Origin of the sequence: Bacillus paralicheniformis (assembly GCF_001042485.2) — a bacterium.
Classification (GTDB): Bacteria; Bacillota; Bacilli; order Bacillales; family Bacillaceae; genus Bacillus; species Bacillus paralicheniformis.
Genome location: NZ_LBMN02000036.1, coordinates 97,410 through 113,016 on the forward strand (window position 1 = coordinate 97,410; position 15,607 = coordinate 113,016).

The window sequence follows — 15,607 nt, forward strand, 5'->3', positions numbered from 1 at the left end:
AAAGAACTTACGACTTGTTCCCCTGTTTGTTTAATTACATTTTTCCAAAAATTTATCATAGGTCGTATGAATGCTCAGTATATTTGTACTTATCCAACATAAACACGTAATTGTTATATTATATCCTATACTATGATCATATAAAACCAGTTAAAAAGCTCTAGTATAGGTTTTTAGCTCTTCTATGCCTAGTTCATTAAATTTTTCATGGATGTATTTATGGCCATACTTTTTTTCTACCTCAGTTGTAACCATTATAGTTAAATCCCGTTTAGAGCGAGTAAGTCCTACATATAAATAGTTCATCATTTTATTGTGATCAACAACTTTTTTAAATAAATACGGAGCAAGCTCAGTGGAAATTATAAACAAACAATTATAGCCTTCTAATCCTTTGATAGCATCAATAGAATCTACTAATGTCCCAGGTTCTACTGTTAATATATTCCTATATGAATCCACAGCAGATCTAATTTTTCCTTTATCTTTATAATTTAGAACTATTGAAAGATCGTGCTCAAGTTCAGCAAAGATATATTCAGTAGCTTTGTTATTTTTCATAGCGTTAGCTGTCTTTTTTAAAAGTACATAAGCCACTAGATCTAAGTTTTTCTCTTTAATAGAAGATGCTTTAAGTGCTAAGGACTTTAGTTCGTAAAATAATAAGTTTTCTGATTTATTTTTATCTACTCGATGAGTCTTAAATCTAGTGTTCTTTTGATAAATATAAGCCAAATCATACAAACCACTTTCAATTTCTTCTTGAATGCTGCAATTTGACTCTAATAAGTATTGTAAGGTGCCTCCTTCATTTGTGGAAGTTTGCTGTTCTTCTGTTGGAATGAAACTATTAGAAAAATCAACATGTGTACTAGGACAGCGGTGGTTCTCTGGTTTGTATTCAACAGTTAAATCACCCGAAATAATTTTCCGAAAAGCTCCTCTATTTCTAAGGTCTTGCTTAGGATCACCTATTAAATTAACATTGATATCAAAATGCGCAAACATGGTTAATACTTCTGAAAGCTCTTTATCCATATCTTGTGCTTCATCTACATATATTGAATCTAAGTATCTAGACAACATTTTTAAAGCATTATCACGCCTGAGTTTTATCTTTACGGTATCATTGCTTTTGCCACAAAGAAGATATTTGGCTGTCTTTGTTACATCTTCTACATGTATTATATGTTCCTCTCTTAGTTCCTTTTTCTTTGTTGCTTTATAGGCAGGTTTAGAAGGAAGGGGGATCTGTGAAGCAGATTTATAAAGGTTTTTATAAATTAAGTGATTAAAAGGATAAATCACTTCTTTTAACAAAAATGAATGTATAGTTTCAACCTTTAGTTGTCTAGGGATGTTCCCTTCTTTCTCTGTAATCTTTTCTTTTATTCTATCTCTCGCAGCATTAGTGTAAGTGATAACGTATATTATTTTATTATCAGTAATCTCTTTAAGCCTTGATATCACGAGATCAGCCATTGAGGTTGTTTTTCCTGCACCAGCCCCAGCCACTACAATATACACATTTTTTCTCCTGTTTTTAAAAAATGAATGACCTCGCTAATGTGATTTGGCATTACCACATCTTTTAATTCTTCAGTTTCTATGTCTTGACAAAAGTGTAACATAGTATCCATCTTTGCTCCCATCCACTTATCTGAAAGTTTTTCGTTAGTGTCAATATCTTCCCAGCCATACTTGGTAGAAAAGTACTTTTTTAGCTTTTGAAAATTATTACTTGTGTTTACGAATTCAGGTTCTAGGGTATACTCTTGTGTAGTTGTTATATAAATGTTGGGATGATGATTATAAGTCTCATGATCTTCTTTTGCCTTAATTTGATTGTCAAAATCTCTAATTATACCGATTTTATGATTTGTATTTTGATTCACTTTAAGCCATATATCAAGCATATTTTTAAAGCCCTTATGTAAAGAGATTACTTCAATATCATTTAACTGTTTCGTTTGTGTACTAAGGTAAGATTTGATAAGCATTTCCTCAGTAGGTCCTTCTACTAGAATGCACTTTCTTGAATAGAGAAACTTGAGAAAGTCCAAGTTAGGTTTTTTAGCCAAGTAATCTAATTGATCACCTTCGAGTTCATTCTTTAGAGCATAAGTTTTTCCTTCTGCCACTATTGCTACATTCTTTAATTCAAGCTTATTAAGAAACTCTGAGCTATGTGTTGAAATAAATAGTTGTAGTTGGTGATTGTTACTCATCGTTGTATTTATAAAACTAGCTAAAAGGTGTTCATTGCTTACACTTAAATGAGCTTCGGGTTCTTCTATTGTTAATATATTTAAAGCTACATCACTTTCTATGCTTAAAGAATTCAACATGACAAATAAATAGATTAAGTTTCGATATCCTAAGCCCTGCGAATTTAAATATTCATCGCCATAACCTAAACGAACATTATTTAATAAAGAACTCATTGAAGGAACATTCGGTAGCAAAGTAATCTTCCCAAAAAAATCTTTAGCATTTTCCAAGTCAGATGATTCCTGCCAATTAAATACTTCTTCTAAGCTACTAATGTTCTTTAAGTCATTGAAAAAAGTCTCATATGATTTTTCCACTTTCTTTTTGTCATCTGTATTCATCTTACTATGTAAGAGAGATACTAATGATTTAGAGCCTAGCTGTGAAGCTTTATTTGAAAAATCATCTCTTTCAGCAGCTAGTGCATTATATTTGAAGTAAGCCAGGTCCGTATAAGAAACCTTTTCATTGGTTGTGGGGATGATTGTTTGATGTTTATAAAACTCAATTGGTAGTAAATTCATTTTTAAATCATCTATGGAATCAACATCTTTTAATATATCTGAGATGTGGCGAAGTAAATCTTGAGGATCTTCAACTTTATATTCATATTTTATAGTGAATGAGGGTGTATCATCGTCTAAATTATTTATCCAATTGCGAACATAATATTCTTCTGCAATTTTTTGGGGAGTAAGTGTTACTTCAACGCTTACAGAAGGTATATGGTCAATAAATTTATCAAGTTCACATACACTGCTTTTAATTTCTTCTAAATTTTCTTCTATGAAAGAATAATAGTCTTGCTTTGATGCACTATTAATGTCTTGCCAACCGAGGTTTTTATTAACCGCTCCAATATCATGATTCATAAAAGGAAGCGTTATTGCTCTAAGAAGATTACTCTTACCACTATTATTATCCCCAATTAAAATCACAACGTTATTGGTATCTAAATCGACTGTTCTTAAGTTTCGGTAATTATTTACCTTAATATTTGATATCTTCAAATTAAAACCCCTTTACTTGTTAATAGTTAAATTATACTATTATTTTCAATAAAAGAACAGTGGATCAGTGGGTACAACCTTTTTGAAAAGCAGTTCCTAAATGCTGTTGGCAATTATTCTATGTGACATCATTTTTCCTAAAGACGATATGTGGACTATCTTTTTTTGTTCAAATATGCGCTGGCATTTTTAGCTAGTGGGGTTTACCTGCCCATCCAATATATATAGGATTTCTTGTAAGGAAAGATCGACGAGAGAGGGCCAGCTAAGAATGGAGGATTAGACGAGGCCAAAACGCTGGTTGTTGGTTTGTTGGATGCTTGTGTGCCCGCACTTACTTATCCTTAACGAGACCACACCCTTTAACATCAAACATGTTTCAAATTTTTATTGTATGCTGGGTATCCTCACGGCAGTCTTATGCCGCTTTACTTTAGCAATAGAAACTACTCGACTTTCTAGCTCGGAGTATTCAATTCCAAATTCGGAGATGAAAAAGCCCTCTCTGCTTTGTGAGAGCAAAGAGGGCAAACCATTGGTTATTTATCATACTAAAGGTACACGACGAGTGCCTTTAAGATCTATTTTTCCCCTTCAAACAGCTTGGCATATTCGCCGTACCCTTCTTTCTCAAGGTCATCCTTCGGCACGAAACGGAGGGCTGCTGAATTGATGCAATAACGCAGGCCGTCCGGTCCGGGGCCGTCCGGGAACACGTGTCCAAGATGGGAATCGGCAGACTTGCTTCTCACCTCAGTCCGAACCATGCCGTGTGAAGTGTCAAGTTTTTCTTCGATCTCCCCGGTATCGACCGGTTTTGTGAAGCTTGGCCAGCCGCAGTGTGCGTCAAATTTGTCAAGCGATGAAAACAGCGGTTTTCCCGACACGATATCGACATAGATTCCGTCTTCGTGCAGATCCCAGTATTCGTTTTGGAATGGAGGCTCCGTCCCGTTTTTCTGCGTCACTTCATACTGCATCCGGGTCAGCTGCTTCAGCCGTTCTTCTTTATTGTTCGCCATGCTTACGCCCCCAATGCTGTTGTATAAATCCTTCTCTTCCGCTTCCGATCCGATACTGTGTGTAGCGTTCAGGATGCTTTTTATGATAATCCTGATGATATTCTTCAGCCGGATAAAATGGCGCGGCTTCCAGAATGTCGGTCGCGATTGGATCTTTAAAGATGCCACTTTCTTCAAGCTTTTTCTTCGATTCCTCAGCGAGTTTCCGCTGCTTGTTATTATGGTAAAAAATCGCTGTCCGGTAAGACTCGCCGCGGTCTGCGAATTGTCCTCCGCTGTCAGTAGGATCGATTTGCTGCCAGTAGAGTTCCAGCAGTTTTTCGTATGGAAAGACATCGGGATCAAACGTGATTTGCACCGCTTCCCTATGTCCCGTTGTATTGCTGCAAACCTCTTCATAGGTCGGATTTTCCGTATGGCCGCCAGTATAGCCGGATTCGACTTTTATAATGCCCGGCTGTTCGTCAAAAGGCTTGACCATACACCAAAAGCAGCCTCCGGCAAATGTGGCGAGTTCTCGTTTTTCAGCCATCTGTTCTGCCTCCTTCTTTTCAACATTTGTTGGGAACCATTATATCACAGCATGCTCATTTTTAAGCCCTCTCCCGCTCATCGCAAAATCAGCCGCTGCCTAAAAAGAAAAAATGACAATAATATGTCATTGCCATCGCCAAATTCTAAGAAACAGCAGTATTCATCTATCATTGTCATGGACCGTTGTTCAATTGATGGTCAAATGAACTAAAAATCTTCTGAAACATACACTTGAAAAACGAAAATTATGGTATCATAGTGATATCATGTTCATGAAAAATAATATTCATGCTGATTCGGTCATTCCTTTTTAAAAAAAGCTGAAATTTGCTACTTATATGGAGGGGCGAAATTTTGAAAGTTAGAGAACAAATGATGTATGATATGGAAGCACTGCTTCGCACAGTATTTAAACAGATACGTGATGAGATAAATGAGCTGCTCGAAAAAGAGATGTCCCGCAATGAATTCATGATTCTCCGCCTGCTGAGTGAGCAAGGTCCGAAGAAAGTCACGGAGTTTGCAACGATTTTAGGCGTTTCTGCGAGCCATATCACAGCTGTAACCGATGCGTTGGTTGAAAAAGGATGGATCACGAGAGTCCGGTCAAAAGAAGACAGACGGATCATCAAAATCCATCTGACAGACGCGGGAAAAGAAATTATCAGATATTTTGAAGAAAAGAAAACGGAATATTATTTCAAGCGGTTCAGCAGCTTCAGTGATGAAGAGCTGAAAACGCTGATTGAACTGTTCAGCAAATTGGACAAAAAACGGGAACAGCGCTAATCGGGTTTTCATAAATTGGCCCGAATCTGTGCACCTTAATTAAAAAAGAGGTGTATTGACATATGACAGCTCCTTATCTTTGTCCAAACTGCAAAACAAACCGAACACGGTTCAACTTAATCGAACAGTCTCCGACATCCGTTAAGATTGATCCGGCAACAGGGGAGATCATGGAAACGTATTCAGATGACGAGCTTTCTCCATTTCACCTGCCCTACAGCGGTCCCGCCATAAAAGTGCAGTGCGGCGCGTGCGGATTAATTGAAGACGAAAAGACTTTTATCAAACTTGCGGAATTCGATAAACGAACATAATAAAGACAGGATAGATGGACATCGTTTCATCTATCCTTCTTCGTGCAGCTTAACGTGAATTCAAACGGAGGCGCACACCCGGTTTCTCCCAAGGTGCTTAGCCCTGTACAAACATTGGTCGGCTTTTTCAATCAACTCGTCCGTACTGCGAATGACCTCCGGAAATGCCGCAACCCCAATCGAAACGGTAATATGAATCTTTTTAGAATGAGAAATTGAAAAAGTGTGTGTCTCCACTTCCTTGCGTATCCTTTCAGCAATCTCTGCAGCCTGCGAATGAGAACTGTTCGGCAATATGACCGAAAACTCTTCTCCGCCGTTTCTTGATACGATACCTTCCGCACGTGTTGACTTTTTTAAAATCGTTCCCAGTTCTTTTAAAATCACGTCTCCATTTGAATGTCCGTATGTATCATTAATCGTTTTGAAATAATCGATATCGATCATAAGCAAAGACAGTTTCTCGTTCTTCTCCCTTGCGTTTGAAATATGAGCATTCCATATCGCATCAAAATGGCGGACATTATTCAATCCCGTTAAATAATCAAGCGACGACTCCTCTTCATACTTTTTCAACAGAAAATGAGATTTTTTTAAATATGAGACGACATATACTGATGTAAATCCGCCGATAGTAGATAAAATCCAGAACCATATCATTAAAATTTTTACTAAATGGAAATCATGGAGGAGCATCAAGATCACAATTGAAATCGCCACATTAGCAAAAATAACCAAAGCAAATGTCTTTCGATAAGTGTCAGCGTCTTTATCCATGACCCTGAGGATGAGATAATATCCTATGAATATAACGATCATTCCTGTAAGCGCTGCAATCGAAGATATATTCCCCCCGTAAACAAATCTTCCTCCTATAATCAGCAGAGAACAAATAAAGGCCGGAAAGACGCCCGTAAATAGAAACAAAATCATAACGGGCACATAACGCAAATCAACGATCGTTTCATCGGTTGCCTGGATCGAAAAGAACATGAGCACATTCCCGAGCAATCCTCCCATGACGCCGTCAATCCAATTAAGTTGTTTGTTTGTAGCTTTTCGGGAAAAAATATTCCACTTTAGCTGAGTGTAGATAAAGAGTGAAGTAATTAAAATGCACAAATTCAAAAATAAATCGATTAAAAACATGACAAGCCCCCAACACCAAACTCATTTTATATTGTATATATCGTCAATTATTAAGACGTTAACAGCATTTTTGTTTCTTTGCTTCAGATGGCCGGCGGGAATCGCTTCCGGGGCTTGCCGCAGGAGCTTGTTCTTTCATTTTTCAAATAAAACGAGGTCCTTCCACTTCCCGTAGCGGTAATATAAAAACGCGGTCAGGCTGCTCAGCATAAAGCTCATTCCAATGCCAAGTGCTATGCCGTTTTCGCCAAGCCACTTTGAAAATAAGTATGTAAACGGATAGCGCAAAACCCAAAAAGAAATCACATTCAGCACCAAAATTTGAAACATCGCGCCGGCTGCCCTTACAACACCGTTTAACACAAAGTTAATCCCGATAAACGGATAGAAAAAAGCAATCGTTTTTAAATATTCTTCCCCGAATGCAGCTGAATCGGCTTCCGAAATAAACAGCCTGACCGCATGATAGCCTGTCAGAAATATCGCGGTGCTGACGACAGCCATAAACAGCAGAACATAAATGATGCCGTAGTAAGCGATTTTTTTCGTACGCTCCATATCGCCGCTGCCGACGGTTTGGCCAGCCATACTGTTGACAGCCGTGCCGATGGCCATCGCCGGGAGTATCAGCAGGCTGTCAAGCCGCTGTACCGCGCCAAACCCTGACACGACACGTTCTCCAAATGAATTGACAACACTCATAATCGCCATCGAGCCGCCTGAAATCACCATCATTTGCAAGCCGGCAGGCACTCCGAGCTTCAAAATGACGGACGTCTCTTCCAGAGACGGAAGCGCGGGCTTTGAAAATGGAACAAGCCGCTTTCTCACCGTATAGACCACACCGTAAATGAAAGCAATCCCTTGGGAAACGACGGTTGCATAGGCCGCTCCGGCAATTCCGAGGTTGAATACCGAGATAAACAGCGGATCCATGAACAGGTTCAGGATGACGGCCAAGAGGACGAAACGCAAAGGTGTTTGACTGTCGCCGACCGCCCTTAACACTGTACTGATGAAATTATAGCCGAATAAAAATATAATCCCGATAAAATGAATGCTTAAATAGCTTGCAGCCAAATCCATCATATTGCCGGGCGTTTGAAGAAGCGAAAGCAGAGGCTCTGTGAAAAAATAGCCGATAACCCCGAGCAATACGCTCATCGCTGTCATCAGAACAACAAACGCGTTGATATATGAAGTAAGTCCCTTCTTATCCCCTTTTCCTTTCTGCTGCGCAAGAATCGTCAGCGCCGCATTGTTGACGCCCAATACGAACGACAGCACCGTAAAGAAAACCGTCCCTGAGACGGCCGCAGCACCGAGTGCTTTTGCTCCGAGCAGATTTCCGACCCACAAGCTATCGACGAATTGAAATGAAATCTGCAAAAGATTGGCTAAAATGATCGGGCCGGAAAAAAAGACCAGCTGTTTAAACACATTTCCGTATGTAAAATCCGTTTTCATTGTTTACTCCTTTTCATCTGTCGTCTTGATCGCGATGTGACCGATGGCTTCGCAGCCTCATATAATGTCAGAAAGCATGCAAAGGGGCGTGACAAAATGTTCTCTACAGATCATGATGCCCGTCAAATGGCGGAGGGTTTTCGGAGGAACTGCTACCATCTTCCGCCTGTAGAGGCGCCCTTTTATTTTCGAAACGGCGGAAAAGCAGCGATGATCAGACTGCTCCACGCGGCTCCTCACACCGACAATCTCGACGTATTCGTAAACGGCATATCCGTTTTTCAAAACATCTCCTATACAGATTTATCTTCTTATGTCCGGTTTCCTGCCGGCCGTATTCAAATCGATGTTTTCCAAAGAGGCAGGGCGCACGGTCCCTTGCTGTCGGTACAGTATCACCTGATCCACGGCGGGTACTGCACGGTTGCCGTTACAGGCACAGCTGCAAAGCTCATTCCCGTCGGAATGTATGACCGGCCTGCGGCTGATCCGGAAAGCCGCAGCATCCGTTTCGTTCATTTATCACCGGACTCTCCGGCTCTTGACTTTGCAGTGCAAAACGGACCTGTCCTGTTTTCAGGTGTCCCCTTTCAAACGGTCACGCGGTACATCCAGGTGCGTTCACAGAAAATCGACATGGAGGTAAAGGCCGCCGGTTCAACAGCGGTCCTGCTGAAGGTTCCGAAAATCACGCTTCACGCCGGGGAATCCACAACTTTGTATGGCCTCGGTTTCGTCAACGGCTCCCCTTCTCTCACAATAAAAGCGGCGCCGTTTCCTGCCAAAGCTCCGCCTTCATAGCGAAAAAAAAGAGACCTGATGTCTCTTTTACAGTCTGCTGAAGCATGGACAACAAAATCCTAAAACGGTCTCATGTTTTAGGATTTTGCCGGCAATTATTGATTGTGATGGTCAGTTTTTTTATGTTTTTTCGCATCTAGGGTAAAGATCATAATGCTTAAAAACAACGCACAATACCCGATGTTCAAATACATCTTGTCCATGTTTTCATCGATGAAACTGAAGGCGGCGAGGCCGCCGAAGTACAGTGAAAACAACATAGACAGCAAGCTGAAATATGTGTAGATACGTTCCATATGTTCACCCCTGTAAATCCCGCCGCACGATCTATGAATCTGTTTGTGCAGGCTGATAATAAACAAATTCGATTTGATCTTTTTCTAAATCAATGTCTTTTGCTTTCACATACATTCCGTTTTTAAGCGGCATCTCTGACAGACGGACTTGAATTTCTTTAGCATCCGAACGAACGTGTACAAAATCAGGAAGATCATAAAATTGATCCATGTAGTTCAGCACCATCGATATCGGAACATTTAACTTGCCGATCGAAAATCTCGTCACGTCAAGAACCACATCTCCGTTTTTTTCCACTGTCGGCCGAAAGGACACCCTCGCATCGACTGTCGAGGAAAAGGCGCGGATCGCACCGACGATGTGGAATTCATCGTCGATTTCGATTTGATAGTCAAGATCCGGCGAAGACTCCTTCTCCAAATATGTGTTGATGAATGCGGCCAATGATTCTTTCGTGCTCGTCACGTTCAATTGGTATTCGCTCGGAGTCGGCCGCGACGGTTCCTTTTGACCGCCGGGCATGAATACGAGAATGAAAATCCCGGCAAGTATGATGACGTTGACTGCTGCTAAAATTAAAAATAAGTTCTTCCATTTCTTCATTTTTTCACCTTATTCTGCTTGGGGGTCTTCGTTTTTAATTTGTTCGTAAACGCGTTTCGCTATTAAAGAATATCCGTATTGATTAGGATGAAACTCATCTTTTGCAATCTTCTTTTCATCGCTGTATTCCTCAAAAATATCAGCGATATTCGCTATTTTCGTGTTGGAGACCTTTTTCAGGCTTTTTTCTGCTCCTTCATTCCATTCGTCTACGACTTGGTCAATTTCCCTCAGTTCAGACAGCGTAAACTTAAACGGATTATACATGCTGACATAAATCAACTCAGCGCTGGCGTTTTGCTCTCTAATTTCCGCTAAAATATTCGAAAACCGCTTTTCAAACAGTTTTTGTTCAACGCGGAAAGGTGTAAGCGTTAAGTGCGCGAAGTTTTGGCGGACGACTTTCATCAGGTCGTTGCCCCCTATTGTAAACAAAATGTAGTCTGCATCTTTCAGGCCCTCTTGTACTTCTTTTTCTTTTAATCTTTCAAGCAGCTGATCAGTCCGGGAGCCTTTAACGGCATAATTTTTGACCGTTACGGACTTCACATCGCTCCGGCTTTCAAGCTCGTCGGCCACCATGCCGACATAGCCTTTCTTCTCTTGATCGCCTACCCCCTCTGTCAGAGAATCGCCCACTGCTGCAATCACGATATCGCGCTTAGGGGAGACCGATGTTTTTTCAACGCCCGCATTCCATTCCGTACAGGCTGAAAGCAGACAGACGAGGGCCATCATGACTGTTATAAACCGTATGTTCAAAAATGATGCCCCTTCCTTCTAGATACCTAAAAAAAAGTGTACCATGTTTTGATTCTTTTGAAAATGATTTGACAGGTGTAAAAAAAAGCCTGTTTCCGGTGGTCAGGAAGCAGGCTTCAGCGGCAGGCGCCCGTTTTTATCAACGGTTTTCCAGCGTCTTAATATCGGCGATGATTTCATCGTACGGCGTATTTTTTGCACCGTCATAATCCTTGACGACTTTGCCGTTTTGATCGACTAGATAAAATGACGATTGGTGAATCACCTGATCCTCATCTTCAGGTTTTTTCACGATTGCTTTAAAGCTTTTCAGCGCAAATTTTTCAATTTCCTCCTGCGAGTATCCAGTTAAAAAATCCCAGTTTTGAAAATTGAGCGGATAGTTGGCCGCAAATTTTTTCAACTTTTCCGGCGTGTCATTTTCGGGGTCAACGCTGAAAGAGACGATGCGGGCCTGCAGGTTTTCCTCTTCCATTTGTTTTTGCAGTTCAGCCATATGTGAAGTCATCGGCGGACAGATCGTTTTACAGTTCGTAAATATAAAGTCGGCCACCCACACCTGGCCTTTTAAACTTTCAAGAGACACGGTTTTCCCGTCTTGATTTTGAAAAGAAAAAGATTGTACGTCATAGTTTAAAGAATTTTCAATCTTGCTAGTTCCGCAGGACGAAAGAAACACTGTGAGAATCCCTGCAAGGAAAATGCCAAAAACGTTTTTCAATCCTTCCATCCCCTTTTTCAATCGGTGTAAAAAGTAAAACCGATCGCTCCTTTTCCGGTATGAACAGAGATAATCGGCGTTGTGTACGCAATATCAATATCGATTCCCGGGATATGTTCAAGCAAAGAGTCTTTCAGCCTATGAGCAAGGTCGAGTGCATCGGCATGGGCGATTCCGATCGCTTGCACCGTCCTTCCCTTCACCGCGGAAAGAAATTGACCCGTTAAATAACGGATAAGCTGACTGGTGCTCCTGACATTTTTTTCAGGCGTATAGATTCCGTCCTCAAGCCTCGCGATCGGCTTAACCTTGAGCAATGAGCCGATCAGCGCTTTTCCTTTCCCGATGCGGCCGCCTTTGATCAAGTTATCAAAATGATCAATTGTCACATAGAGGGATGTCCGGTCGCGCAAGTTCTCCAGGTCTTTTACAATCGCTTCGGCCGTCATTCCCTCTTCGGCCAGCAAGGCGGCTCGTACGACCTGAAAGCCGAGGCCTTTTGAAATATACATGGAATCAATCACCGTAATATTCCCGTCGACCATGTTTGAAGCGCTTACAGCCGTCTGGTATGTCCCGCTCAATTGGCTTGAGAGATGGATGCTGATCACTTCGCTTCCGTCAGCGGTCAGCTCTTCGTACAGTTTGATAAAAGCGCCTAAAGGCGGCTGTGAACTTTTCGGGAGTTCTGCGGCGCTCTCCATTTTCTCAATAAATTCGTCCGGCTGAATATCGAACCTGTCTCTGTAAACAATGCCGTCGATTGATATCGAGAGCGGGAGAACGGAAATATGATATTCTCTGAGCAGTTCTTCGCTCAAGTCAGCTGTTGAGTCCGTTACAATTTTAATGCTTGGCAATTCCCTTCACATCCTGTCGGTTCAAATGGTGAATTTCCTAGTGAGGCCAAATTCGGCATGAAAAATTCTTTGCCGGCCGAATGCCGTCTTCCGCCCTTTTCCAAGCGGATTTGGCTGTCTTCATGGGCCGGCAAAGAATGCTATCAATTCTTATGCATTATGCTTCAATTCTTCCTCTTGATAAATGGCGAGGTAATCCTGCCATTTCAATGCTCTCTTTAAGTAGTCCCTAAAGGAGTAGACGTTTTTTTTCCGCTTTGAGCAATAGAGTGTCTTTAAAAAGATTTCGAGCCTCAGACTGGCCATAAAAAAATGCGGGTCGTCCTCCTTCAGCAGGGGTATTTCCGTCACCTTCACCTTCTGTCCATCCGAACGTTTGAACTCCAGGCTTTTAAGTAACAAGCTATCAATCCTCATTTATGAGATATTTTCTTTATTATACATAATCTCAGGAGCCGTTGTCTTTGATTTATACGTGTTTTCAAAAAAATTTCTTAAATCAGCAAATGAAAGAGCCCTTCATCTTTATTCACTTCGACATAGCGGAAGCCTTTGCGGTCCATTCTCGCAATCAGCGGCTCGTAGTCTTCGCGCTGTTTCAATTCGATGCCGACGAGCGCAGGGCCGCTGCTTTTATTATTTTTCTTCGTATATTCAAACCGGGTGATATCATCGGTCGGCCCGAGCACTTCATCTAGAAATTCGCGCAAAGCTCCCGCCCTTTGCGGGAAGTTCACGATGAAATAATGCTGGAGTCCTTCATACATCATCGATCTGTCTTTGATTTCCTGCATTCTGCCGATATCGTTGTTTCCTCCGCTCACAATGCATACGACATTCTTTCCTTTGATTTCATCCCTGTAAAGGTCTAAAGCGGCGATCGGCAGCGCTCCCGCAGGCTCGGCGACAATCGCGCATTGGTTGTACAGCTCAAGAATCGCGGTGCATACCTTTCCTTCGGGAACGAGCAAAATATCATCTACAACGGTTTCAAGCGTTTTAAATGTCTCTTCGCCGATTTTTTGCACGGCGGCTCCGTCTACAAATTTATCGATTTTCTCGAGGGTCACGACTTCGCCTTTTTTGTTTGATTCAAATAGAGCCGGCGCGCCTTTGGGCTCAACCGCGATCAGCTTTGTATCCGGGGACACGTTTTTCATGTAGGTTCCCACTCCTGAAAGCAGGCCGCCGCCGCCTACACTTACAAATAAATAATGGGGTTCTGTTTCGATATCGTTTAAGATTTCGACCGCAACCGTTCCCTGTCCGGCCATGACGGCAGGATCGTCAAACGGGTGGATAAATGCCCGTTTTTCTTCCTCGCAGCAGGCGACTGCGCTTTGATATGCATCATCGAACGTGTCGCCTGTCAGGATGATCTCGATGTATTCCTTGCCGAACAATTCGACTTGAGAAATTTTTTGCCTCGGAGTCGTCGACGGCATAAAAATCTTTCCGTGAATACCGAGATGTTTACAGGAAAAAGCGACCCCCTGCGCATGGTTTCCTGCACTGGCGCAGACGACCCCGTTTTTCGTCGTTTCTTTTGAAAGCTGCTTCATTTTATAATAGGCGCCTCTCAGTTTAAAAGAGCGGACAACCTGCAGGTCTTCTCTTTTTAAATATACGTTGCAATCGTACCTCTCGGAGAGCCTCTCATTTTTTTGGAGGGGGGTATGAATGACAACATCTTTTACATTTTGATGGGCTTTTAAAATGTCTTTGACTTGGATGAGAGAGTTTTCTTTAAGCAACGGTTTCATGTATAAGATCCTTTCTGTATAAAGCTTTATTTAATACGCCATTATATCATGAATATTCAAAATTTAAAGGGCAATTCTTTGTTATTTACAGAATATTATACACTTTCTCAATATATACGGAGTTCTTTTCGATTCTTAATGTGCAGCCAAATATACTTTTTTTCAAAAAACTCTTTATTTGTTCTAATTGGGTGTTATAATAGAACCAATTAGAACCAAAAGGAGATCCGCCATGATTAAACACACGTACCCATCCATAGGGTTCTCCGAGCTGATCGGGGAATGCGATTCCTTTTTGCAAACGAAAAACAGAGCGATACAATTTGCAGCCTCTTCCCATCCGATTCTGATTCATGGAGAAACAGGCACAGGCAAAGAGCTGTTCGCCAAAGCCATTCATTCCGGATCATCTTTCAACCATGATCCCTTCACACACGTAAGCTGCAGCACGCTGAATGAAGATGAAGCGGCTGAAGACTTTTTTCTTTCAGAGATGAATGAATCCGGAACCTTGTTTTTCGACGAAGTGTGGGGGCTTTCCTTGCCTCTCCAGGGCAAGCTTTTGGCAGCCATTGAAAAAGGGATGCCAAAAAGACTGATTGTCACCTCAAGCGTGCCGCTCGGTGAACGGATTGAAAGCAGCGAATTCCGCAAGGATTTGTACTACAGGCTCAATGTGCTCGACCTTCCGCTTCCCCCCCTTGCTGAACGGCGAAGCGACATCCCCCTTCTCGTGCATCATTTTTTAAAAAGCGGGGATCATGACATATATGTCGAACCGGTCGTTTGGAAGGCTTTAGAGCAGCATGAGTTTGAGGGGAACGTCAGAGAACTCAAAAACATGACGGATTATATGAAAACCGTCTCAGACGGGAAAACGATTCAGCTTTACGACACTCCGCCGGCGTTAAGAGAACAAATCGAAAAGAAGAAGCCAAAAGATAAAAAAACGGCTTCAACATCACTGACTTTAATGGAAAAAGAGGAGTTTGCGTTTTTGCTCGATGCAGTCAAGCAATTAAATGAAAAAGGAGAGCCTGCCAGCCGCAGAGTTCTGTCTGAACTGAGCAAAAACGGCAAGTCGGAGCTTACCCCCCAGCAAGTGCGCAGCAGATTGGATTATTTGGAAAAAAGAGAGTTTATTACAAAGGGCCGCGGAAGAGCCGGGACAAAAATCACGCTTGAAGGCCTCCGCTTTTTAAGCTCTTTAAAGCATCACATTATTCAAGAATAGAAAGGGTGTC

The 15,607-nt window shown here is 41.7% G+C and carries 17 protein-coding genes and 1 pseudogene; 5 read left to right on the forward strand and 13 right to left on the reverse strand.

Annotated elements, in window-relative coordinates; translation table 11 throughout:
* Positions 1-150: 150 nt before the first annotated feature.
* Positions 151-1,527, reverse strand: coding sequence for a UvrD-helicase domain-containing protein (locus ACH97_RS19395; RefSeq protein ID WP_035338557.1), 1,377 nt, complete (start codon positions 1,525-1,527; stop codon positions 151-153).
* On the reverse strand, positions 1,515-3,281 hold the full coding sequence (locus ACH97_RS19400; protein ID WP_020451860.1) for an ATP-dependent nuclease: 1,767 nt from the start codon (positions 3,279-3,281) through the stop codon (positions 1,515-1,517). Before ACH97_RS19400 ends, ACH97_RS19395 begins: the two co-directional genes overlap by 13 nt.
* A gap of 79 nt (positions 3,282-3,360) precedes the next feature.
* Between ACH97_RS19400 and ACH97_RS24155 the strand changes: the two are divergent.
* Positions 3,361-3,509, forward strand: a pseudogene (locus tag ACH97_RS24155) (DUF2178 domain-containing protein); the annotation flags it as partial.
* Positions 3,510-3,862: 353 nt separating this feature from the next.
* Here ACH97_RS24155 and msrB read toward each other — a convergent pair.
* Both msrB and msrA read right to left on the reverse strand, forming a co-directional pair.
* Positions 3,863-4,303: a peptide-methionine (R)-S-oxide reductase MsrB gene (gene msrB / locus ACH97_RS19405; RefSeq protein ID WP_020451861.1), complete on the reverse strand. Its 441-nt coding sequence runs from the start codon at positions 4,301-4,303 to the stop codon at positions 3,863-3,865.
* Positions 4,290-4,835, reverse strand: a complete 546-nt coding sequence (gene msrA, locus ACH97_RS19410; protein ID WP_020451862.1) for a peptide-methionine (S)-S-oxide reductase MsrA — start codon at positions 4,833-4,835, stop codon at positions 4,290-4,292. Before msrA ends, msrB begins: the two co-directional genes overlap by 14 nt.
* 356 nt (positions 4,836-5,191) lie before the next feature.
* Between msrA and ACH97_RS19415 the strand changes: the two genes are divergently transcribed.
* On the forward strand, positions 5,192-5,626 hold the full coding sequence (locus ACH97_RS19415) for a MarR family transcriptional regulator (protein WP_020451863.1): 435 nt from the start codon (positions 5,192-5,194) through the stop codon (positions 5,624-5,626).
* A 62-nt stretch (positions 5,627-5,688) separates the two neighbouring features.
* The gene (locus ACH97_RS19420) at positions 5,689-5,940 is read left to right on the forward strand and encodes a hypothetical protein (RefSeq protein ID WP_020451864.1); all 252 of its coding nucleotides are present in this window, start codon (positions 5,689-5,691) and stop codon (positions 5,938-5,940) included.
* A 60-nt stretch (positions 5,941-6,000) separates the two neighbouring features.
* Here the strand turns inward: ACH97_RS19420 and ACH97_RS19425 are convergent, their stop codons facing one another.
* Positions 6,001-7,089, reverse strand: a complete 1,089-nt coding sequence (locus ACH97_RS19425; RefSeq protein ID WP_020451865.1) for a diguanylate cyclase — start codon at positions 7,087-7,089, stop codon at positions 6,001-6,003.
* A 135-nt stretch (positions 7,090-7,224) separates the two neighbouring features.
* A complete protein-coding gene (locus ACH97_RS19430; RefSeq protein WP_020451866.1) occupies positions 7,225-8,556 on the reverse strand; it encodes an MATE family efflux transporter in 1,332 nt (443 codons plus the stop codon).
* Between the two features lie 96 nt (positions 8,557-8,652).
* Between ACH97_RS19430 and ACH97_RS19435 the strand changes: the two genes are divergently transcribed.
* Positions 8,653-9,357 carry a DUF4397 domain-containing protein gene (locus tag ACH97_RS19435; RefSeq protein WP_020451867.1) on the forward strand — a complete coding sequence of 235 codons (705 nt, stop codon included), beginning with the start codon at positions 8,653-8,655 and terminating at the stop codon, positions 9,355-9,357.
* Between the two features lie 95 nt (positions 9,358-9,452).
* Here ACH97_RS19435 and ypmT read toward each other — a convergent pair whose 3' ends face one another.
* The 7 genes from ypmT to ilvA all read right to left on the reverse strand — a co-directional run bounded on the left by ypmT (position 9,453) and on the right by ilvA (position 14,363).
* Positions 9,453-9,653, reverse strand: coding sequence for a protein YpmT (gene ypmT, locus ACH97_RS19440; RefSeq protein ID WP_020451868.1), 201 nt, complete (start codon positions 9,651-9,653; stop codon positions 9,453-9,455).
* A gap of 31 nt (positions 9,654-9,684) precedes the next feature.
* Positions 9,685-10,257 (reverse strand): YpmS family protein, encoded by a 573-nt coding sequence (locus tag ACH97_RS19445; protein WP_020451869.1) that lies wholly within the window; start codon positions 10,255-10,257, stop codon positions 9,685-9,687.
* A 9-nt stretch (positions 10,258-10,266) separates the two neighbouring features.
* On the reverse strand, positions 10,267-11,019 hold the full coding sequence (locus tag ACH97_RS19450; protein ID WP_020451870.1) for an SGNH/GDSL hydrolase family protein: 753 nt from the start codon (positions 11,017-11,019) through the stop codon (positions 10,267-10,269).
* A gap of 139 nt (positions 11,020-11,158) precedes the next feature.
* Positions 11,159-11,749, reverse strand: a complete 591-nt coding sequence (locus ACH97_RS19455; RefSeq protein WP_031305174.1) for an SCO family protein — start codon at positions 11,747-11,749, stop codon at positions 11,159-11,161.
* Positions 11,750-11,757: 8 nt separating this feature from the next.
* The gene (locus ACH97_RS19460; RefSeq protein ID WP_020451872.1) at positions 11,758-12,600 is read right to left on the reverse strand and encodes a DegV family protein; all 843 of its coding nucleotides are present in this window, start codon (positions 12,598-12,600) and stop codon (positions 11,758-11,760) included.
* 150 nt (positions 12,601-12,750) lie between these two features.
* A complete protein-coding gene (locus tag ACH97_RS19465) occupies positions 12,751-13,002 on the reverse strand; it encodes a YpmP family protein (RefSeq protein ID WP_020451873.1) in 252 nt (83 codons plus the stop codon).
* A 92-nt stretch (positions 13,003-13,094) separates the two neighbouring features.
* Positions 13,095-14,363: a threonine ammonia-lyase IlvA gene (gene ilvA, locus ACH97_RS19470; RefSeq protein ID WP_048350541.1), complete on the reverse strand. Its 1,269-nt coding sequence runs from the start codon at positions 14,361-14,363 to the stop codon at positions 13,095-13,097.
* Positions 14,364-14,595: 232 nt separating this feature from the next.
* Here ilvA and ACH97_RS19475 point away from each other — a divergent pair, with 232 nt between their 5' ends.
* Positions 14,596-15,597 (forward strand): sigma 54-interacting transcriptional regulator, encoded by a 1,002-nt coding sequence (locus tag ACH97_RS19475; RefSeq protein WP_048350540.1) that lies wholly within the window; start codon positions 14,596-14,598, stop codon positions 15,595-15,597.
* Positions 15,598-15,607 lie beyond the last annotated feature (10 nt).

Bases quoted from the DNA above. Each gene is read 5' to 3' on its own strand.
- msrB (WP_020451861.1), bottom strand. From the start codon at position 4,303: ATGGCGAACAATAAAGAAGAACGGCTGAAGCAGCTGACCCGGATGCAG.
- msrA (WP_020451862.1), bottom strand. From the start codon at position 4,835: ATGGCTGAAAAACGAGAACTCGCCACATTTGCCGGAGGCTGCTTTTGG.
- ACH97_RS19420 (WP_020451864.1), top strand. From the start codon at position 5,689: ATGACAGCTCCTTATCTTTGTCCAAACTGCAAAACAAACCGAACACGG.
- ACH97_RS19425 (WP_020451865.1), bottom strand. From the start codon at position 7,089: ATGTTTTTAATCGATTTATTTTTGAATTTGTGCATTTTAATTACTTCA.
- ACH97_RS19430 (WP_020451866.1), bottom strand. From the start codon at position 8,556: ATGAAAACGGATTTTACATACGGAAATGTGTTTAAACAGCTGGTCTTT.
- ACH97_RS19435 (WP_020451867.1), top strand. From the start codon at position 8,653: ATGTTCTCTACAGATCATGATGCCCGTCAAATGGCGGAGGGTTTTCGG.
- ypmT (WP_020451868.1), bottom strand. From the start codon at position 9,653: ATGGAACGTATCTACACATATTTCAGCTTGCTGTCTATGTTGTTTTCA.
- ACH97_RS19445 (WP_020451869.1), bottom strand. From the start codon at position 10,257: ATGAAGAAATGGAAGAACTTATTTTTAATTTTAGCAGCAGTCAACGTC.
- ACH97_RS19455 (WP_031305174.1), bottom strand. From the start codon at position 11,749: ATGGAAGGATTGAAAAACGTTTTTGGCATTTTCCTTGCAGGGATTCTC.
- ilvA (WP_048350541.1), bottom strand. From the start codon at position 14,363: ATGAAACCGTTGCTTAAAGAAAACTCTCTCATCCAAGTCAAAGACATT.
- ACH97_RS19475 (WP_048350540.1), top strand. From the start codon at position 14,596: ATGATTAAACACACGTACCCATCCATAGGGTTCTCCGAGCTGATCGGG.